Source organism: Microbacterium sediminicola (assembly GCF_039531125.1).
In the GTDB taxonomy this organism is placed as follows: Bacteria; Actinomycetota; Actinomycetes; order Actinomycetales; family Microbacteriaceae; genus Microbacterium; species Microbacterium sediminicola.
The window spans coordinates 383,826-402,011 of record NZ_BAAAPL010000001.1; the positions used below are offsets into that span (position 1 = coordinate 383,826).

Below are 18,186 nucleotides of genomic sequence, written 5' to 3' on the forward strand. Positions count from 1 at the left end.
GCTGGGCGCATGCTGGAAGAGGAGTACGAGCGCAAGCGCGTCCTTCCGTTCCACCTGCGGAGGGTGCCCGCGGCTGAACCGGACTTCGCCTACGAGATCCGTCCCGCACGGGAGAAGGACCTCCCCGACATCCGGGAGATCTACAACTACTACGTGACCAACTCGGTCGTCACCTTCGACGAGAAGGTCTGGTCGCACCGGAAGTGGCGCGAGAAGTTCGCGCATCTGCGCAAGCTCGATCTGCCCTTCCTGGTGGCGCAGTCCCCGACGGGGCAGATCCTCGGCTACGCGCTCGTTGCGCCCTGGGCGGGTAAGACCGCCTACCGCTATACGGTCGAGGACTCCATCTATCTCGGTCAGGCTGCCGCCGGCAAGGGCCTTGGGCGCGCGCTGCTGGAAGCTCTCATCGAGGCGTGCGAGCAGAAGGGGATCCGCGAGATGGTCGCGGTGATCAGCGACAGGGGCGCGGATGCCTCGGTCGCCCTGCACCGCAAGCTCGGCTTCGTCGAGGTGGGGCGGATGGGACGCGTCGGCTTCAAGTTCGGTCGGTGGCTCGGAACCATCTACCTGCAGAAGTCCCTCAGCACGCCGAAGAAGAAGGGGCTGTTCCGGCGCGGCTGAGTCCGCGGGCGGATTGTCACCCCGACACGTGATCCGGTGAGATTTTCGGAATCGCCGCGAGCAGGCGTCGCGTGTACTCGTGGCGAGGGTGGGTCAGTACCCGCGCGGTCGGCCCCTGTTCGACGACGCGACCCTCGCTCATGACAGCGACACGGTCGCAAAGGTGCTGCACGACCCCGATGTCGTGGGAGACCATGATGATCGACGTGCCCTCGTCCCGCAGCCCTCGGAACAGCTCCAGGATCTGCGCGCGGACGGTGACATCGAGCGCGGACAGCGGCTCGTCCCCGATCAGAAGGCGGGGGCGGTGCACGATCGCCCGTGCCAGGGCTATGCGCTGACGCTGCCCCCCCGAGAACTCGTGCGGGTAGCGGTCGGCGGATGCCGCCTCGAGGCCCACGCGGGTGAGGACCTCGTGCACGCGGGCCCGTCTGTCACCGTCGATGCCGAGCGCCCACAGCGGCTCGCCGACGATGCGGCCGACGCTCATGCGCGGATCCAGCGACGAGTAGGGATCCTGGAAGACGATTCCGGTCTGCGCTCGCAGCCACCGCAGGTCGCGGGCCCGTGCCCGTGGGTCGACGAGCCGACCACCGATCTCGACACTGCCCGTGGTCGGGCGATCCAATCCCAACAGCAGCCGGACGAGGGTCGTCTTTCCTGACCCTGACTCCCCGATGATCCCGAGGCTTCCGCCCTGCGATACCTCGAGGTCGACGTCCTGCAGCGCGACGCTCTCACGCGCGGACTCGAACAGTCGCGCGCGGGGCTCGCGGAAGTGTCGCGTCAGCCCGCGCGCTCGGAGGATCGGCTCGGTCATGCCTCGTCACCGCCTCGCCACAGTGTGGCCGTGGCGTCCCGCAGCAGGCCCCGGGCGACCGCGGATGCGGGCGCCGTCAGCAGCTCCGCCACGGGTGCCTGTTCGACGATACGACCCTCTGCCAGGACAACGGCGTGGGTCGCGACCTGGGACAGCACGGCGAGGTCGTGGGTGATGAACAGCAGGCCCATCGCCTGATCGCGGGTCAGCGCGCCCAGGAGCCGGAGGATCTCGGCCTGGATGGTGACGTCCAGCGCCGTGGTGGGCTCGTCGGCGACCAGAAGCCGGGGGTTGCAGGCCAGCGCCATCGCGATCGCCGCGCGCTGCCGCTGCCCGCCCGACAGCTGGTGTGGGTAGCGGCGCACGATGCGCTCAGGATCCGGCAGCGCGACGCGCGCGGCCTCCTCCACCGCACGGGAGCGCAGCGCGCGACCCGACAGCCCTTCGTGGATGCGCACCGATTCGGAGATCTGGCGACCAACGGTGCGGATCGGATTGAGCGCGGTCTGCGGATCCTGGAAGACCATGCCGATCTCGTCCCCGCGCAGCCGCGCGAGCTCGCGATCCGACGCACCGACGAGCTCGCGGCCGTCCCAGCGGATGCTGCCGCGCACGCGCGCCCCCTCCGGCAGGAGTCCGAGTATCGCCAGGGCGGTGAGAGACTTGCCCGACCCGGACTCGCCGATCAGACCCACTCGCGCCCCGTCCGGGACGTGGAACGAGATCCCCTCGAGCAGTCTGCGATCGCCGATCTCGACGGCCAGGTCCGTGACCTCCAGGCTCACGACACGACCTCCGGGATGTGCGTACGGGCACGCCGTGCGCTGCCGTCGCGCGGAGCCAGTGTGGGGTCGCTCGCCTCTCGCACGCCGTCGCCGAGCAGGTTCAGCCCCAGGACCGTCACCGTGATGGCCAGGCCCGGCCAGAGCACGGCGAGCGGGTGGACCGTCAGGTACTGCTGCAGATCGCGCAGGAGCACGCCCCACGACGGCTCCGTGACGGGGGCGCCGAGGCCGAGGTAGGACAGTCCCGCTTCGGCGAGAACCGCCACCGCCATCGCCCACGACAGTTGAACGATGAACACGGAGGCCACATTGGGCAGCAGGTGCCGCCACAGGTTCTGCCAGGCGGTGAGGCCGGCCGCCGTGCCCGCGAGCACGAAGTCGCTGTGCAGCACGCGGCGCAGCTCGGGTCTGGTCACGCGCGCGATGTTGACGCCGAAGCCGATACCGACCGACCAGATCACGACGCCGAGCGACCCGCCCCACACGGCGGCGATCATCATCGCGATCAGCAGCACGGGAAAGGCGATGAGGATGTCGATCACGACCGCGATCGATTCGCGCATCCAGCGGGCGGTCAGGGCCCCGAGCGCCGCGAGTGCGATGCCCACGACCGCGGCGATCGCCGCAGAGCCGGCCGCGACCTTCACCGTGGTGATGGCCCCCGCCATGATCAGACTCAGCAGGTCGCGGCCGGTGCCGTCTGTGCCGAGGATGTGCGGCCATCCCGGCGCGAGCCAGCGCTGGTCGAGTTCGACCTGGGCGGGATCGAACGGCGTCCACACCAGCGCCACGCCGGCGGTGAGGACGACGGCGGCGGCGACGACCAGTCCGATGCGTCCCGCCGCGCCACCCCACAGGCGTCGCAGCCCTGAGAGGAGACGGCGCGTGCGCGTCCGCGAGGTCATGCCGCCTCCCGCTGTCGGGGATCCAGCGCCTGATGCGCGAGGTCGACGAGGAACCCGATCACCAGCACGAACCCGGTGAGCACCAAGAGTTCGCCCTGGACCATGGGGAGGTCGCGGGCGCCGACGTCGTCGACGAGCATCCGACCGATGCCGGGCAGGGCGAAGAGCTCCTCGATGATGACCGCTCCCACGATGATGCCCGCCACCTGGAGCCCGAGCACCGTGATGATCGACAACCCGACGTTGGGAAGGCCGTGGCGCACGAGTGCGTGCGTGCGCGTCAGACCCTTTGCCGCGGCGGTGCGCACGTAGTCCTGTCCGATGGCCTGCAGAGTCGCGCTGCGCACGAAGCGCATCAGCATGGCGCCCTCGACGATCCCGATCGTGACGGCGGGCAGGATGAGCGCGCGCAACGCCGCCCACGGATCGCTCCAACCGTCGCGGGGAAAGCCCTGAGCAGGAAGCCATCCGAGCCAGACCGCGAAGACCACCACGAGCATCATCCCCGCCCAGACGACCGGCACCGCGGCAATCGCCTGGGCGCCGACATTCAGGGCGATCCCGCGGCGACGGGCGTGCAGGACGGCCGCCGCGACTCCCAGTGGGATGCTGATCAGCAGCGCGATGGTGAGCGCGAGGACGCCGAGCGGGAGCGTCACCTGCGCCTTCTGCACGATCTCCTCGATGACGGGTGTGCCGGTGAGCAGGGACGAGCCGAGGTCGCCGGTGAGCACGCCGGCCATCCAGTCGAGGTACTGCAGCGGGAGCGGCTCATTCAGCCCGAGTTGCTCGCGGATAGCCGCGATCTGGGCGGGCGTGCTCTGTGTCCCGGCGATGAGCTGGGCCACATCGCCGGGAAGGACGCGGAGGGCGAGGAAGATGATGACGCTCGACACGAGCAACCCGACGACCAGCAGTGCCAGCCGGACGAGCACCGATCGGATCATCCGTCGCTGCTCGATCCCGCCGCCGCCCGCGGCGCGCCCGCGCTCGCCACGACCGCTCGTCAGTCCGCGGTCTTGGTGAGGTCTGCGAGGTTCATCCGGGAGTTGACATTCGTCACCGGCATCCCCGAGACCCCCGTTCCGACCGCCAGCACCGACGCGCCGTTGTAGAGCCAGTCGGCCGCGGCATCCTCGGAGACGATGCGAGCGGCCTCGGCCAGCAGGTCGGCGGCCTCTGTCTCGCTGGTCGCGGCCAGCGACTGTGCGTAGAGGGCCTGGACCTCAGGATTGTCGTAGGTGAAGTAGTAGTCGGGGTTCGCCCAGTTCTCGAAGTCGCGCGCCTCGGTGTGCAGCACGAAGCTCAGCTCGTAGTCCTGGTTGACGTAGACGTCGTTGATCCAGGTCGGGAAGTCGACACTGTCGACCACGAGGGTGATGCCGACCTCGTTGAGGTCGGACACGAGGATCTGCGCGATCGTCGTGGGGTAGAAGCTCGGGATCGTGAGCGTCAGCTCGATGTCCTCGGCTCCGGCTTCCGACAGCAATGCGCGCGCGGCATCGGGGTCATACGGCGCGACATCCGAAAGGTCCTCGTACCCCGGATCGAGCGCCGGGATGGGGCCGTAGAGCGTCTCGCCGGCGCCGAGGGCATCGACGAAAGCCTGGTGATCGATGGCCTGGCGGATCGCCTGACGCACCCGCTGGTCGTCGAGGTAGTCGGCGTTGCTGTTCATCGCGAGGGTGCCCTTGTCGGTGGACTGCCCGGTCACGAGGGCGAAGTCTCCGTCCGCCTCGATGGCGTCGCCGAGCGACGCATCGAAGCCGGTCAGCACGTCCACCTCACCGGCAAGTGCCGCGTTGAGCGCCGCCTGGTTGTCGGGGATGAAGTCGACGATGACCTCGGCGACGCCCGCAGGCGTTCCCCAGTAGTCGGGGTAGCGCTCGAGCGAGATGCTGTCGCCCTGGATCCAGCTGCCCACCGTGAAGGGACCGGTGCCGTTCTCTGCGGTGGCGTAGTCGACCGCATCATCCTGTTTGAAGATCAGGCCTGCGCGTCCCGAGAGATTCCACAGCAGGCTGGAGTCCGGCTCGCTGAGGGTGAGCGTGACTGTCTGGCCGTCTGCGGTGATCGAGGCGACGTTGGCCAGTCGAGCGGCATCCACCCACTCCGGGGTGTCACGGTGTGCCGTCAGAGACCACACGACGTCGTCCGCGGTCAGTTCCTGGCCGTCGTGGAAGGTGACACCTTCGCGGATGTCGAAGGTGTAGGTAAGCCCATCCGCCGAGACGTCGTAGTCGGTGGCCAGGGAAGGGACGATGTCCTGCTCGGGGGTGCGGGACACCAACCCCTGGTACACGTTGTCGATCAGGACCTGGTCGAGTGCAGCGCCCGCAGTCTGTCGGATGTCCAGGTTCGTCGGCTCCAGGACGAGTCGGATCGCGACGCTGGCATCCGGATCGGGGTCACCTGTGACGGTCGTCTGCGCTGACGTGTCGGAGCAAGCGGACAGGACGAGGACGGATGCGGCGAGGATCGCCGATGCTGTCCAAGCTGTGGGGCGGAACATAGGGGTCCTTTCCCGGAGGGAGCCGCGTTTTCGGGCGCGGAGGATCTGCGGTAGCTAAGCCTAGGGTCCGTCCGCGCATATCAGCGCATCGGCGGTGTGCACCGTGACGTCATCGTTGCCTCATCGGTCGAGTTCGGCGAGCAGCGCCGCGAGCTCGGCGGGGGCGGATTCCTGCACATTGTGGCCGGTGGGCATCACATGCACGCGCGCCCTCGGCTGATGCGCGAGGAGGTCGTCGGCGTCCGCCGCGGTCACGAATCCGCTTTCCCCGCGGATGAGGTCCAGTGGCGCGACCAGCGCGTGGATATCGTGCCATCCGTCGGCGCTGAGGATCTCGGTGAGGGCGTCGCTTCGCGCATCCACGGCGGCAGCCTGTTCCGGGGCGGCCGCGAGCGCTGCCGCCGCGTGGGCGAAGTGGTGCTTCCACTCGACGCGGCCGTCGGGGCGGACGCGAGAGTTGAGGAAGACCCCGCGGGCGGCGCGCTCGGGGGTACCGCCGCCGAAGCCGAATGCGAGTGCGCGGTCGACCATCTCGTCGCGACTCGCCCAGCTGGTGGGTCCGGCGAAGAAGGCGCGGATCTGTGCCGCCCCCGCGTTCGGGTCGATGCCCGGGGTGATGTCGACCATCACGAGGTGGCGCACGACCTCCGGTGCTCCGGCCGCCAGGGCCGCCCCGGTCAGTCCGCCCAACGAGTGACCGACGACCAGCTGTGGCGCGTTCGTCCACTGGGAAAGGCCGGCCACGACATCCGGGTAGAGCGTGCGACCGGTGTAGGCGGCGTCGTCGCGCCAGGAGGAGTCGCCGTGTCCGGCCAGGTCGATCGCCAAGGAGGGGAGGTCGAGAGCGAGGATCGTCGCGTCCCACGTGTGGGCATTGAGGCCACCGCCGTGGAGGAAGGTCACCACGGGATCGTCGTCCCCGAAGCGCAGGGCGCTGAGGGTGCGACCATCCTCGAGTGTCATCGCGATCCGTTCGACGGAGGGCAGCGGACCGCGCCGACCGACCGTGACGGCGTCGTCAGGAAGGAAACGGAATTCATCGTCTGCAGGGGTCATGGCACGGTTAGGCTACCGGGCGTGAGCACCATCGAGATCCCAGGATCGGTCAACTTTCGCGACGTGGGGGGTCTGCCCGCCGGGACGGCTGCCACGCGGGCCGGGGTGCTCTACCGCTCGGGGAACCTCGCGGGGCTCGATACGGCGGGGGAGCGGAGCTTCGCTGCTCTCGGTATCCGACGAGTGATCGATCTGCGCGATGAGCAGGAGGTCGCGAACGCGCCGAGCCGTATCGACCAGACGGCGGCGATCACACAGCATGAGCCGCTGTTCCTCGGTTCGGTGGCCTCGTTCTTCCACGAGGACATCCCGCTCGCCGAGCTCTATCGACGCCTCGTCGAGGATTCGGCCCCGCGTGTGGTCGAGGTGGTGCGCGGCATCATCACGGATCAACCTGTGCTGGTCCACTGCACGGTGGGCAAGGACCGAACCGGGGTCACGGTGGCCGTGACCCTCGCCGCCGCCGGTGTCGATCGGACGGCCGTCGTGGACGACTATGCCCGCACCGAGAGTCTGCTGCCGGATGCCCGGAATCAGGATGTTCTCGCGCGCCTACGCCGACATTTCCCGGATGCGGTCCACCTGGAAGATCTCGCGACGCGGTCGCCCGCACCGGTCATGCAGGCCCTGTTGGCCGACATCGATGCCCGGTATGGGTCGGTGTCGGATTACCTGCGCGCGAACGGCATGTCGGACGACGAGCTCTCGGAGTTGCGCGCCGTCCTGATCGCGCGGTGACAGTCACCGACACCGCCTGGTTAGGAGAGCCTTCTCTGACCTATAGTGGAGGAGTCATGACCTCCGCTGCCGTTTCCTCCCGCACCGCTCGACGCGGCATGAGCCGCACGCGCACGCAGTTCGTGATCGCAGCAGACGAGCAGGCCCTCGGGGCGCTCGATGCGCTGCTCGCGTCGCTCCCGTTGTGCTCGTCCGGTCGCGTCTTCATCGAGGTGCCGGACGCATCATGGATCGTTCCGTTGACGGCGCCGTCCCGGATGACGGTGACATGGCTCGCGCGATCGCGGGGCGCTGCGCTGCGCTCCCCGGGGCACGCGCTGAGCCGTGCGGTGACCGCGTGGGCGGATGAGATGCTTTGCGATGGCGCTGAGGGCACACGTGTGGAGCTGCTCGCCGGTTACCTCGCCACTGCGGACATCGTCGATCACCTCATCGGCATCCACGGTGTTTCGGCGGCGTCGATCCGCACCCCCGCGGTGTACGGCCTGCCTACCGCGTGCTGATCCCGCCGGTGCGCGGAAGATAGCCGCCGTCCTCGAGTCCCGCCTCGATCTCGAACCGATTGCGTCGCGCGTCGCGTCCGGCCATCACGTTCAGTATCGGCAGCAGCAGGCCGTAGCGACGCCACTGACGAACGTGCACCCGCTCGTGGCGCAGCACGCGCGCCGCGGTGTTGTCCGCGGTCAGATAACACGACCCCACGCACACACCGCCGCGGGGAAAGGTCCAGGACGGCATCCCGGCGAACACCCACAGGCCGTCGATCCGACGGATCTGCCCCGTGCTCCACAGGGCTCCCCAGACGAATCCGATGGCGGTCGCGATCTCCGCACCCAGGCGCGAAGCGGGGGAGTCCAGGAGAGGGATCCACTGGTCCATCCGCTGACCCCGCGCAACGGCGTCCTCGGCGGCGCTCTCGTCGAAGGCTCCTCTCATGCGAGTGCTCCGATCAGACGGAGCACCGTGGGGAGGTCCTCGATTGCGGTGTCGGGGCTGGCCGGCGCGAAGCCCGTGAGCGAGGCGCCGGTCATCTCGGCGATCGCGCGGACATCGCGGATGCGCGTGATGAGTGTCGCGGCATCCGGGCCGAACGGCACGGGAGCGGAGACGCCGGTGATGCCGGAGGGATCGATCACGCTCAGATCGAGGTGGATGAACACGCGTGACACGCCCGTCGATATCAGCGCGGCCCGCAGCGCGTCGGGGGAGCGCAGCCCCTCGACGGTGACGCGGGAGATGCCGAGGTCGGCTATCGCCCGCACCTCCGCCTCCTCGATCTCGCGGACCCCCGCCAGCACGACACGGGTCGGGTCGATCCGGCCGGCCGGAAGACGCAGCGCCGCGGGACCGCCGCCGAGGATCGCGCGCAGCGTCGAATCCTCGAAAGCCCTCGGCGTCAGAGGATCCGGATCGTGGAGGGCGGCGCGAGCATCGAACCATATGAGACCGACGTCGGAGCCGACAGTGCCATCCGCCGCCGCTGCGGCGATGCCGCGATCACCTCCGATCACGATCGGCGGTGGCGGAGCGGCCGCGACCGCCTCGCGGACGCGCTCCCAGGTGCGAACCAGGGACGACAGGCGTCGTACCCCCGTGCCCTGGCTCTCGCCGGCCTCTGCCGGCACCTCCACCGCCGTGCAGGCCGAGGAGGGGAGATCCCCGCGGATCGCGGCCGCCCCGTCGATCAGCTGCATGGCTCGCGCGGATGCCGAGCCCTGCCACTGCGGGACGACGACGAAGTGCGCCATCCGTTCTCCTGTCTGCGAGGCGTGCGAACTGCCGAGTCGCGGGTTCAGCCGCCGATCGCGGTCGTGCCGCCGGCCTTGAGCGCGGCCAGACGCGCTTCGACCTCGGTCAGCTCGCCGATGTCCTCAAGCTCTGCGAACTGTGCGTCCAGACTCGAGGCGGCCAGCTCCTGCTTTCCCGCTGCGAGTGCCTCCTGGCGACGCACCTTGTCTTCGAAGCGGCCGAGCTCGCTGGTCGGGTCGAGGATGTCGATCGAACTGACGGCATCGTGCACCTTGATCTGCGCCTCCGCGACCTTCGCCCGCGCGAGCAGTTCCGACCGCTTCGACTTCAGCTGCTCCAGCTTCTGCTTCATGCCGTTCAGGCCGTCCTTGAGCTTGGCGACGACCTCGGTCTGGGCGGCGATGGTCGGCGCGATGGCCGCGGCGTCATTTTCCTCGCCGATCTGTCGCTGCAGGGCGATCTTGGCGAGGGCATCGAACTTGTCGGCATCCGCCGCGCTACCGGCCTGGCGCATCTCGTCGGCCTTCCGGCTGGCTGCCAGCGCCTTCGCGCCCCACTCCCCGGCGGCCTGTACATCCTCGGCGTGATCACGCTCGAGCAGGCGGAGGTTCCCGATCGTCTCAGCGATCGCCGACTCCGCGTCGGCGATGCTGTTGGTGTAGTCCCGCACGAGCTGGTCGAGCATCTTCTCGGGATCTTCCGCCTGGTCGATCAGCGCGTTGACGTTCGCGCGGATGAGGGTCGAGATGCGGCCGAGGATCGATTGCTTTGCCATGATGTCTTCCTTCTCTAGATGTCGTGCACTGCGCTGTGAGGTCTGTCGTGATCGCCGGGCGTCAGAAGCGCCCGCCCCCGCGTCGTCCGCGGCCACCGCCGCTGAAGCCGCCCGAGCGGCGTCCACCGCCGAAGCCCCCCGGCATGCCGCCGCCGAAGCCGCCCCGGCGACGGCCGCCGCCCATCATCGACCCCATGACGATGCCGCCGAGCACGGCGCCGAGCATCGCACCGGAGTCGCCTGAGCGCTGCCCATATCCGGGAGCACCGAAAGAGCCGACATCCCGCTGGGCGGCGCTGAGCGCCTGCCCCGCCAGCTGGGCGGCCCGCTGTGCATGGGGGAGCGCGGTGGTCGGCGAGGGCGACTGCTGCGCGGCGGCGAGACTCGCCTGTGCCTGCGACAGTCGGGTGCGCGCCTCCGCGCCGACCGCCCCACGGCGGGACGCGATGAAGTCCTCGGTCGCGCTGATCTGAGATCCGGCCTGCGCCGAGACCTGGGCGAGCATCTGCGACGCCCGCTGCGCCTGCGCCTGCGCGTCGCGCGCTGCCTGCATCACCTGGTCGATCTGGGCGTTCGCCGCCTCGAGGGACTGCAGTGCACGCAGCGGTCGCTGCGCGCCCGGTGCGAGCATCTCCCTGGCCTGGTCGATGTGGCGGGCGGTCGACGTCGCGATGCCCGCCAGACGTCCGTCGGGGTCTGGGAGTGCGCGGGCGGAGACGATGTCACCTTCGAGTTCGGCGATGAGGGCACCGGCAGCGGTGACGGCGGCGGCAAGGTCGGACGCGAGCGTGTCGATGGCCTTCTCGAGGTCGGCCGCCTGCGCGAGCGCATCCTCGGCGCCACGGATGTCGATGGCGGCCTGTGCCGTGTCGCCCGCCTCCAGCGCCGTCTGCGCGGCGACGATCCGCTCGTCGGCGAACGCAATCCGGTCCCGCGCCTGTCGGGGATTGTCCGCGACCGATGAGAGCGCGTCGGGGTGGTAGGGCGACGCCAATCCCGCGAGGGTGGCTTCGGCGTTCTCGATGGCCGCCGACGTGGATTCGCGCAGCGGCGCGAGTGCGGCCAACGCCGCCGGGGCGTTCTTCTCGAGCTGGCGGAGCTCATCGAATGCCCTCGCCTTCTCATCGAGCAGACCGTTCGCGCGCTCGCACAGCTCGACGATCTGCGTGTTCCACGCCTCGATCTGCTCGGGGGTGTCGGGTGTGGCGTCGTCCAGCTGCTGTTGGATCGCGAACGCCGAGGTCAGCAGTGCGCGGGCTTCGCTGATCGCACTCTCGAAGGGCGACACTGCCGCGTCGCCGTACCCTGCGCGGGCGAACTCCACTTCCTGAGCGCTCGTGCGGATCGCGTCGTCCGTCGCCACCAGGGCGGACGACGCCTGTCGGGCGAGCTGCTCGGCATCGGCGGCCGCGGTCGCGGCACGCTTCGCCCGCGCGCGACGTCGTCGCATCGCCCAGATGATCCACCAGACGATGCCGATCGCGATGACCGCGACCAGAGCCCACACCAGGCCCGCCCCCACGCCGGAGTCACCGCTCGTCGAGGTATCCCCGCTCACGCTCGCCACCGCGGCCGTGATCGCCCCGGCATAGTCGCCGTCACTCAGCTCCGGCTTGACGGCGGCCTCCATCGCCGTGAGCTCGGCCTCGGAGAGGGGCCCGGCGCTGTCGGCGGATGTGTAGAACTGGCGAGACTCGGTCGCGACCGCCAGCAGGTACTGCGACGGGCCCAGTCCGTTCATCGCCGCGACCTCGTCGGCCCACTCCTGACTGCTGGAAGGATTCTCGAACGTGTCGACGAAGGCGACGTACAGGTCCACGCCGGTCTCGGTGTAGAGGTGCGCCAGCTCTGCTTCGGCCGCGGCGGTCTCGGCGCTCGAGAGGGCGCCGACCTCATCGAGGACGTACCCCGCGCCGAGCGTCACGGGATCCGCGGCGTGCGCGCCGGCGGGTGCCAGTACGGCAAGGAGCGCAGCCAGCACGATCGAGATCGGCCAGTGAGCGCGCATCGAAGAATCCTCCCGAGTGCGGATCTTCCGCACCTCGATCCTACGCAGGGGCGGTGGACACGCGACAGCTCTCTTCGATGCCGAGGGGTGGATGGTTGGATGGTGGCCGGACGGAAGGATCCGGGATGGACGATCGCTACGGAATCGATGTGCTCGCCGACGGCTGGCAGGGCCATGGGCGTGTCGACAGCCGCCGTGTCGAGGCCGAGCCGGGGCTGGTCGTCGAAGTCATGGCGGATGGTTTCTGTGGTGCCGTGACCGCGTCGGATGCGGCCTCTGTGGAGTTGGAAGACCGCGTCGGCGCCCGCCGCCGGTTCGCGCTCGGCCCGGGCTTCATGATCGACGGCGTGCACGTGGTGCTGGTGCCGCACCGTCCCGCCGCGGCCCCGCGTCGGGCGCGGACCGCATCGGGATCGATCGCAGCGCCCGAGCAGCGCGCGCGGGTCGCCCGCGCCAGCCGCATCCTGGTGGAGGGCAAGCACGACGCGGAGCTGGTCGAGAAGGTGTGGGGTGCGGATCTTCGCGCGGAGGGCGTCGTCGTCGAGTTCCTCGCCGGACTCGACAACCTCGCCGAGATGCTGGACGCGGAGCCCCCGGGGCCTGGACGCCGCTACGGCGTGTTGGTGGATCATCTCGTTCCCGGCTCGAAGGAAGCGCGTATCGCGGAGACGATCGCCCGGGGCCGCCACGGGGCTCACCTCCACATCGTGGGTCATCCCCGCGTGGATGTCTGGCAGTGTGTCGCCCCGCGCGCGGTCGGGATCGCCGCGTGGCCCGATGTCCCGCGGGGGACCGACATCAAGGTGGGGACCTGTCGGGCGCTCGGCTGGCCGAGTGAGACGCCGCGCGATCTGGCCGCGGCGTGGCGTCGCATCCTCGCCTGCGTCCACTCGTATCGGGACCTCGAACCCGCCCTGCTGGGTCGGGTGGAGGAACTCATCGACTACGTCACGGCTGCGGGCTGAGGTTCCCCGCCTGGCATACTCGGGGGTGAGGGGGTCTCGCCTCCTCTGGTGCGCTCGAGAGGTGCTGAGTGGGATCTTCGTCACAGCAGGTCGTGGTCAACCGGCGCCCGCGGCCCGGTCGCGGCCCGCGGGCGTTGCGTCAGTGGGTCGATGACCTGACCGCTCCCCGCGAAGGTGTCGAGCCGATCCGGTCGGGGACCCTCACCAAGGTGGTCGGAATCTGGGCCGTCGGCCGCGCCGTGAATTTTCTGCTGATCTGGCTCTTCTTCGAGATCTCCCGTCTCGCGGATCTCGGCTTCGGTCCGCACGGCATCCATGTGCGGCACTTCCTGACCTTTCTCACCGGCTGGGACGCTGACCACTACCTGAGCATCGCCGAGGTCGGCTACCCGGTGCGACTTCCCATCGAGGGTGGTGTCGTGCAGGAGAACGACTGGGCGTTCCTTCCGGTCCTGCCCTTCATCGAGCGGACGGTGCACGACCTCACCGGCGTGGATGCCGGAGTCGTGGGGGTGTTCGTGAGCGTTGCCGCGAGCCTCGGGGCGACCCTGGCGCTCTTCCTGCTGCTGCGCGAGGTGACGACCCCGTCGGCAGCGTGGTGGGGAATGGTGCTGTTCACCTTCGCGCCGCTGTCGTTCGTGTTCGTCTTGGCGTACGCGGAGTCGCTTTTCCTCTTCCTCACCTTCACCGCGCTGCTGCTCACCCTCAGACGGAAGTACCTTTGGGTGCTGCCCATCGGAGTGCTCGCTGCGTATACGAGGCCGGGCATACTCGCCCTCGCCCTCGCCCTCGGCATCGTGTTCGTCGTCCGGTGGCTGCGGCGGTCGGCCGATCCGTTCCCCTGGCGTGAGCGGATCTCGCTCGCGGCAACAGGCCTCGCGATCGCGGTCGCCGGCTTGTCGTGGACCTGGATCGCGGATCTCGTCACCGGCGAGCCGCAGGCGTACCTCCGCACCGAGATGGCGTGGTGGGTGCCGCTGGTCGGCGAGGGTGCCTTCGTTCCGCTCACGCCGTGGTTCCGCTTCTTCGGTACCTACCTCGGCGTGTTCGGCATCCTGTTCGTGCTGGCGGTCATGGCGGCGTTCGCGTGGTGGATGTTCTCGCGCCCGGTCCGCCGCCTGGGGCTGGTCGTCGTGGCATTTGCCGCCAGCTATGGGCTGTACCTCTTCGGTGTCTTCCTCCCCCAGCAGAGCACCTTCCGTCTGATGATGCCGCTCTCGCCCCTCCTGGGCGACGAGCGCTTCTCGGCGACCAGGAACCGCCGGCAGTGGCTGCTCCTGGGGAGCCTGGCACTCCAGGTTGTGGCGGTGTTCCTGCTCTGGACGATCGGGTATCCGTGACCGGCCGCGCAGGATCCGCGGGGCGTCCCGCGGACGCCCCGGCAGGGGAGGGCGGGGGACCGCGCTATCGTGACCGTCCGGTGTCGTTCGTGCGGCGCAGCGGCCGCATGTCGGAGGCTCAAGAGCGTGCCTGGCGGGAGGTCGGACCGCGCATGTTGCTCGACACCCCTCGCGATGTCGCCGCCACCAGTGTGCGCGCGGGGTCCGCGATCTCACCCCCCGCGATCTGGGGTCGGGAAGCGCCCGTGATCGCCGAGATCGGCTCGGGCCAGGGGCACGCGATCGTTCACGCCGCGACGTCGCACCCCGACCAGGACTTCTTCGCGATCGAGGTCTTCCGTGCCGGGCTTGCCCGCACGATGCTCGACGCCGACCGGGCGGGACTCACCAACCTCAGACTGGTGGAGGCGAACGCCCCTGAGGTGCTGCAGCACCTGCTGCCCGAAGGATCGCTCAGCGAGCTGTGGGTGTTCTTCCCGGACCCGTGGCACAAGACCAAGCACAACAAGCGGCGTCTGGTCACGGCGGAGTTCGCCGCACTCGCCGCGCGCGCGCTCCGACCCGGGGGTGTGCTGCGGCTCGCCACCGACTGGCAGGAGTATGCCGACCAGATGCGCACGGTGATGGATGCCGCGCCGGCGTTCTCGCGCGCCTTCGAGGGTGAGTGGGCGCCGCGGTTCGAGGGGCGCATCCTCACGGCGTTCGAGCGGAAGGGCGCCCGCGCCGGGCGTGAGATCCGCGACCTGACCTACCGACTGGTGTCGATGTGAGTTCGATGTCTCACCTCTCGGCGGTCGGCCGCACCCGGCATCCGGTGCTGACCTGGCGCATCGTCCCGGCACTGCTCGTGGTGCTCGCGGCCCCCGCGTTCTTCGTGCTCCAGGTCGCGTGGGTCGGCTGGGTGCTCCTGGGTGCGGGACTCGGCTGCGCATTCGCGATCGAACGATTCGCGCGGCCCGTGGACCGCCCGGTCGTCTCGGCCGGTGCACGCCACGAGAACGCGCGGGTGGTGTCACGCCGTCCCGTCCTGTTAAGGGATCTCTCCCTCGTGGCGATCGGGATGCTCATCGTCAGCGCGATCCCGCTGAAAGCCGAGCTCGACAACCTCGCGATGCTCCGCTTCGGAGTGGTCCTGGGCGGGGCTGTGGCCGTGCCATACCTGCTCTCGCGGTTCGTCTACCGCGACCGCGCGATCGGGTTCCCCTGGCGCGGGGGGAGGGCGTGGAGCACCTTTCAGTGGGCGTGGCTGGCCGGAGTGCTGGTGCTCGGGTGGCTGATCCTGCCGTTCTACTTCATCACCTCCGGGGTGTACCTGAACTGGCCGGTGGTGGACACTCCCGAGCTGATCGCAAGACTGTTCGTGGGTGTGGGTGCGGTCGGCATCTGGGACGAGCTGTTCTTCATCTGCACGGTGTTCGTGCTGCTCCTGCGACACCTGCACCCGGTCATCGCCAACGCGCTGCAGACGATCGTGTTCGTGTCGTTCCTCTGGGAGCTGGGCTACCAGGCGTGGGGGCCGTTGCTGACGGTCCCCTTCGCGCTCGTGCAGGGCTACATCTTCCTCGTCACCCGCTCACTGGCGTACGTCGTGACCGTGCATCTGCTGTTCGACGCGGTCGTGTTCGCCGTGCTCGTCCACGCCCACAACCCGGGGCTGCTCGACGCCCTGTTCTTCGTCTGAAGGGAATCTCATGCACCGGGACACCCGCACGGCCTGGTTGATCGTGGTCCTCGGTCGCACGGCGTTCGCACTACGCTGGCGAACGCCGACCCACCATGTCTCGCCCTCGAAAGGCCTTCCGATGACTTCGACGTATGGACTACCCGCGACCCGCCGCGCTGGAACGGTGATGGGACTGGCCGGCTCGCTGTTCGTGATCGCCGGAACTGCCGCGTGGGTGGCGGTCACGCGACAGCTGCGAGACGAAAAGATCATCGTTCCCGACAACGCGCCGATCCTCGCCGGCAAGACCGTGCAGGATCCTGTCACCGCGTACGTGGAGGCCCTGGTGATCAAGGGCAATGCCGAACGCAGTGCCGGCGGGCGCACCTTCGCCGACATCAGCGCGGCGCTGCGGGACGTTGAGGACGGCAGCGACGAGCAGAAGAAATTGCGTGGTCAGAGCGCAGCGCTCTCGACCGCGGCATCCCTGCGGACCTCGCTCATGACATCCGTGCTCGCCTACGGCGTGAGCGCCCTGGTTGCCGGCCTCGGCGCGCTGTTTGTCATCGTCGGCTCCCAGCTCCGCCGCGCCTGAGCCTCGCGCGAAGCCAGGCTGCACCGCTCACCCTGGTCTGCGGATCATCGCGCGAGTTGCGCATCGAGCCAATCGAACATGCGCTGGTCGGTCAGAGAGCGGGCCAGGGGCTGGCAGTGGTAGTCCGCGCCCTCCTCCGCGGTGAACGGCTGGAGCGTGCTCCCCGGCACCATGGCCGCAAGCTGCTCGGATTGACCCGGCCAGAACTGCTCCTTCTCGGGGGAAGTGATCAGGAGCGGCGTCGTGATCCGGGCGGCATCCTGCGGCGATAGCCGATACTTCAGCACCTCGACGATCGTGTCGTAGGGGCTCGTCTTTCCGAAGGGGCGCGCGCGGAACTTCCACACCGTCGAGATGGCGTGCGAATACTTGATCGCCATCTCCATCTCTTTGTCGAACTTCTCTTTCTCGCCCCGTTCCACCAGTGCCATCTCGCTGTGCGGGATGCCTGCGCGCCAGGATTGCGAGACGTCGACCACGCCTGGATCTGCGACCGCGGCGGCGATCCGATGCTCGAAAGCGAGCGCGCGCGGCAGCCAGTATCCGGCCTGGCTGATGCCGTACGCCGCGAGCTTGGAGGCATCCACATCTTCTCGGGCGACCAGCATGTCGACGACCGGTGTGATGACAGCCTCCCAGTCGTGACGGAACGGGATGCCGCGTTCGAAGAGCATCGACTGCTGACCCGGCCCGTCGAACATCAGGACGTTGTAGCCGCGCTGCAGCCCGCCGAGGCCGCCGGTGGCCCACATGCTGCTGACGGCACCGTCGCTGCCGTTCACCAAGATGAGCGTGGGTGCAGGTGGAGCGTCGGCGGATGCGGAGAAGAAGTATCCCGGCATCGTGGTGTCCTCATAGGGGATCGCGACACGTTCCACGGGATAGGGAGCGCGATCGACGAACGAGTCCCAGGCAGTGCGGTGCGCGGCGAAGGAGGCCGTGATCCGATCCTCGTCGTCGAGGGCCTCCGCGGCGTTCACAGCGACCGAGAAGGCGTTCGCCGCTCGCAGGTACGCTGACGCCGCACTCGTGCGCCGGTCGTCGTTCGCGCTCGCATCTGCCTGCGTGCGCAGGCGTTCACCGAGTCTCGACCATGCCGCGTACCAGCCGTCGTGATCTCCCTCGCTCACTCCTGCGATCGTGCGCAAGATTTCGCCGATGTCAGCGCCGCCGAATGGTGCCTGACCGAGTTGAATGCGGACCTCGAAATCGAAGTCGCCGCGGTAGAAGCCTGTGTCGACAACGGTGTGACCGAGCTCGCCGAAGAGGTGCGCCATGCCGTATTCCTCCCGTGGTGGTGACCGCAGGCTACCGCCGTGGACATCGACAGGGAAGGCAACATCGGAAAGGAGCGCCTCAGAGATGACGGAAGGACCGCCCCATCGGGACGGCCCTTTCGTCATGTCGTGCCCCCGCGCCCTACCGCCGCTCCACCCGCCGCTGCGGGGCGCGCGGAGCCTCGGGCGGCAGGGGCCCCTCCGACTGGAGCGTAGAGATAACGAAAGGACCGCCCCGTCGGGACGGCCCTTTCGTCATGTCGTGCCCCCGACAGGAATCGAACCTGCGACCTTTGGTACCGGAAACCAACGCTCTATCCCCTGAGCTACGGAGGCGGACTGATCGAGATTACCACCGGCGATCACGCCTGCCGACG

The 18,186-nt window shown here is 69.1% G+C and carries 19 protein-coding genes and 1 tRNA gene; 8 read left to right on the top strand and 12 right to left on the bottom strand.

Features of this window, described 5'->3' with window-relative positions; all coding sequences use genetic code 11:
- Positions 1 to 9 precede the first annotated feature (9 nt).
- On the top strand, positions 10 to 621 hold the full coding sequence (locus ABD206_RS01625) for a GNAT family N-acetyltransferase (protein ID WP_344068316.1): 612 nt from the start codon (positions 10 to 12) through the stop codon (positions 619 to 621).
- A gap of 16 nt (positions 622 to 637) precedes the next feature.
- On the opposite strand, the gene ABD206_RS01630 is transcribed toward ABD206_RS01625, so the two are convergent.
- The 6 genes from ABD206_RS01630 to ABD206_RS01655 all read right to left on the bottom strand — a co-directional run bounded on the left by ABD206_RS01630 (position 638) and on the right by ABD206_RS01655 (position 6,699).
- Positions 638 to 1,441: an ABC transporter ATP-binding protein gene (locus tag ABD206_RS01630; RefSeq protein ID WP_344068319.1), complete on the bottom strand. Its 804-nt coding sequence runs from the start codon at positions 1,439 to 1,441 to the stop codon at positions 638 to 640.
- The gene (locus tag ABD206_RS01635; RefSeq protein WP_344068322.1) at positions 1,438 to 2,226 is read right to left on the bottom strand and encodes an ABC transporter ATP-binding protein; all 789 of its coding nucleotides are present in this window, start codon (positions 2,224 to 2,226) and stop codon (positions 1,438 to 1,440) included. The genes ABD206_RS01630 and ABD206_RS01635 overlap by 4 nt, the downstream gene beginning before the upstream one ends.
- Positions 2,223 to 3,131, bottom strand: coding sequence for an ABC transporter permease (locus ABD206_RS01640; RefSeq protein WP_344068325.1), 909 nt, complete (start codon positions 3,129 to 3,131; stop codon positions 2,223 to 2,225). The genes ABD206_RS01635 and ABD206_RS01640 overlap by 4 nt, the downstream gene beginning before the upstream one ends.
- Positions 3,128 to 4,078 (bottom strand): ABC transporter permease, encoded by a 951-nt coding sequence (locus ABD206_RS01645; protein ID WP_344068328.1) that lies wholly within the window; start codon positions 4,076 to 4,078, stop codon positions 3,128 to 3,130. Before ABD206_RS01645 ends, ABD206_RS01640 begins: the two co-directional genes overlap by 4 nt.
- Positions 4,079 to 4,137: 59 nt before the next feature.
- A complete protein-coding gene (locus tag ABD206_RS01650; protein WP_344068330.1) occupies positions 4,138 to 5,643 on the bottom strand; it encodes an ABC transporter substrate-binding protein in 1,506 nt (501 codons plus the stop codon).
- 120 nt (positions 5,644 to 5,763) lie between these two features.
- A complete protein-coding gene (locus ABD206_RS01655) occupies positions 5,764 to 6,699 on the bottom strand; it encodes an alpha/beta fold hydrolase (RefSeq protein WP_344068333.1) in 936 nt (311 codons plus the stop codon).
- A gap of 21 nt (positions 6,700 to 6,720) precedes the next feature.
- On the opposite strand from ABD206_RS01655, the gene ABD206_RS01660 reads away from it, so the two are divergent.
- Complete coding sequence (locus tag ABD206_RS01660; protein ID WP_344068336.1) at positions 6,721 to 7,437, top strand: tyrosine-protein phosphatase; 717 nt, start codon at positions 6,721 to 6,723, stop codon at positions 7,435 to 7,437.
- Positions 7,438 to 7,493: 56 nt separating this feature from the next.
- Positions 7,494 to 7,940 (top strand): SIP domain-containing protein, encoded by a 447-nt coding sequence (locus ABD206_RS01665; protein WP_344068339.1) that lies wholly within the window; start codon positions 7,494 to 7,496, stop codon positions 7,938 to 7,940.
- On the opposite strand, the gene ABD206_RS01670 is transcribed toward ABD206_RS01665, so the two are convergent.
- The 4 genes from ABD206_RS01670 to ABD206_RS01685 all read right to left on the bottom strand — a co-directional run bounded on the left by ABD206_RS01670 (position 7,927) and on the right by ABD206_RS01685 (position 11,969).
- Complete coding sequence (locus ABD206_RS01670) at positions 7,927 to 8,373, bottom strand: Fe-S oxidoreductase (protein ID WP_344068342.1); 447 nt, start codon at positions 8,371 to 8,373, stop codon at positions 7,927 to 7,929. The two genes, ABD206_RS01665 and ABD206_RS01670, sit on opposite strands and share 14 nt — an antisense overlap.
- Positions 8,370 to 9,185 carry an arginase family protein gene (locus tag ABD206_RS01675; RefSeq protein ID WP_344068344.1) on the bottom strand — a complete coding sequence of 272 codons (816 nt, stop codon included), beginning with the start codon at positions 9,183 to 9,185 and terminating at the stop codon, positions 8,370 to 8,372. The genes ABD206_RS01670 and ABD206_RS01675 overlap by 4 nt, the downstream gene beginning before the upstream one ends.
- Before the next feature lie 44 nt (positions 9,186 to 9,229).
- The gene (locus ABD206_RS01680; RefSeq protein WP_344068347.1) at positions 9,230 to 9,961 is read right to left on the bottom strand and encodes a PspA/IM30 family protein; all 732 of its coding nucleotides are present in this window, start codon (positions 9,959 to 9,961) and stop codon (positions 9,230 to 9,232) included.
- Positions 9,962 to 10,022: 61 nt separating this feature from the next.
- Positions 10,023 to 11,969 carry a TPM domain-containing protein gene (locus ABD206_RS01685; protein ID WP_344068350.1) on the bottom strand — a complete coding sequence of 649 codons (1,947 nt, stop codon included), beginning with the start codon at positions 11,967 to 11,969 and terminating at the stop codon, positions 10,023 to 10,025.
- 125 nt (positions 11,970 to 12,094) lie between these two features.
- Here ABD206_RS01685 and ABD206_RS01690 point away from each other — a divergent pair, with 125 nt between their 5' ends.
- The 5 genes from ABD206_RS01690 (at position 12,095) to ABD206_RS01710 (ending at position 16,532) form a co-directional block, all read left to right on the top strand.
- Positions 12,095 to 12,934: a DUF3097 family protein gene (locus ABD206_RS01690; RefSeq protein ID WP_344068353.1), complete on the top strand. Its 840-nt coding sequence runs from the start codon at positions 12,095 to 12,097 to the stop codon at positions 12,932 to 12,934.
- A 68-nt stretch (positions 12,935 to 13,002) separates the two neighbouring features.
- Entirely contained in the window at positions 13,003 to 14,274 is a 1,272-nt protein-coding gene (locus ABD206_RS01695) for a mannosyltransferase family protein (RefSeq protein ID WP_344068356.1), read from the top strand.
- A 107-nt stretch (positions 14,275 to 14,381) separates the two neighbouring features.
- Positions 14,382 to 15,044, top strand: coding sequence for a tRNA (guanosine(46)-N7)-methyltransferase TrmB (gene trmB / locus ABD206_RS01700; RefSeq protein ID WP_344071380.1), 663 nt, complete (start codon positions 14,382 to 14,384; stop codon positions 15,042 to 15,044).
- Positions 15,045 to 15,049: 5 nt separating this feature from the next.
- Positions 15,050 to 15,955 carry a CPBP family intramembrane glutamic endopeptidase gene (locus tag ABD206_RS01705; RefSeq protein ID WP_344068358.1) on the top strand — a complete coding sequence of 302 codons (906 nt, stop codon included), beginning with the start codon at positions 15,050 to 15,052 and terminating at the stop codon, positions 15,953 to 15,955.
- Between the two features lie 121 nt (positions 15,956 to 16,076).
- Positions 16,077 to 16,532 (top strand): aromatic ring-opening dioxygenase LigA, encoded by a 456-nt coding sequence (locus tag ABD206_RS01710; RefSeq protein WP_344068360.1) that lies wholly within the window; start codon positions 16,077 to 16,079, stop codon positions 16,530 to 16,532.
- A gap of 44 nt (positions 16,533 to 16,576) precedes the next feature.
- Here ABD206_RS01710 and ABD206_RS01715 read toward each other — a convergent pair whose 3' ends face one another.
- A complete protein-coding gene (locus ABD206_RS01715) occupies positions 16,577 to 17,809 on the bottom strand; it encodes an alpha/beta hydrolase family protein (protein ID WP_344068363.1) in 1,233 nt (410 codons plus the stop codon).
- Between the two features lie 263 nt (positions 17,810 to 18,072).
- Positions 18,073 to 18,145, bottom strand: a tRNA-Arg gene (locus ABD206_RS01720).
- Positions 18,146 to 18,186: the final 41 nt, after the last annotated feature.

Bases quoted from the DNA above. Each gene is read 5' to 3' on its own strand.
- ABD206_RS01650 (WP_344068330.1), bottom strand. From the start codon at position 5,643: ATGTTCCGCCCCACAGCTTGGACAGCATCGGCGATCCTCGCCGCATCC.
- ABD206_RS01645 (WP_344068328.1), bottom strand. From the start codon at position 4,078: ATGATCCGATCGGTGCTCGTCCGGCTGGCACTGCTGGTCGTCGGGTTG.
- ABD206_RS01665 (WP_344068339.1), top strand. From the start codon at position 7,494: ATGACCTCCGCTGCCGTTTCCTCCCGCACCGCTCGACGCGGCATGAGC.
- ABD206_RS01680 (WP_344068347.1), bottom strand. From the start codon at position 9,961: ATGGCAAAGCAATCGATCCTCGGCCGCATCTCGACCCTCATCCGCGCG.
- ABD206_RS01675 (WP_344068344.1), bottom strand. From the start codon at position 9,185: ATGGCGCACTTCGTCGTCGTCCCGCAGTGGCAGGGCTCGGCATCCGCG.
- ABD206_RS01640 (WP_344068325.1), bottom strand. From the start codon at position 3,131: ATGACCTCGCGGACGCGCACGCGCCGTCTCCTCTCAGGGCTGCGACGC.
- trmB (WP_344071380.1), top strand. From the start codon at position 14,382: ATGTCGGAGGCTCAAGAGCGTGCCTGGCGGGAGGTCGGACCGCGCATG.
- ABD206_RS01670 (WP_344068342.1), bottom strand. From the start codon at position 8,373: ATGAGAGGAGCCTTCGACGAGAGCGCCGCCGAGGACGCCGTTGCGCGG.
- ABD206_RS01625 (WP_344068316.1), top strand. From the start codon at position 10: ATGCTGGAAGAGGAGTACGAGCGCAAGCGCGTCCTTCCGTTCCACCTG.
- ABD206_RS01710 (WP_344068360.1), top strand. From the start codon at position 16,077: ATGACTTCGACGTATGGACTACCCGCGACCCGCCGCGCTGGAACGGTG.
- ABD206_RS01630 (WP_344068319.1), bottom strand. From the start codon at position 1,441: ATGACCGAGCCGATCCTCCGAGCGCGCGGGCTGACGCGACACTTCCGC.
- ABD206_RS01715 (WP_344068363.1), bottom strand. From the start codon at position 17,809: ATGGCGCACCTCTTCGGCGAGCTCGGTCACACCGTTGTCGACACAGGC.
- ABD206_RS01690 (WP_344068353.1), top strand. From the start codon at position 12,095: ATGGACGATCGCTACGGAATCGATGTGCTCGCCGACGGCTGGCAGGGC.
- ABD206_RS01655 (WP_344068333.1), bottom strand. From the start codon at position 6,699: ATGACCCCTGCAGACGATGAATTCCGTTTCCTTCCTGACGACGCCGTC.
- ABD206_RS01705 (WP_344068358.1), top strand. From the start codon at position 15,050: ATGTCTCACCTCTCGGCGGTCGGCCGCACCCGGCATCCGGTGCTGACC.
- ABD206_RS01685 (WP_344068350.1), bottom strand. From the start codon at position 11,969: ATGCGCGCTCACTGGCCGATCTCGATCGTGCTGGCTGCGCTCCTTGCC.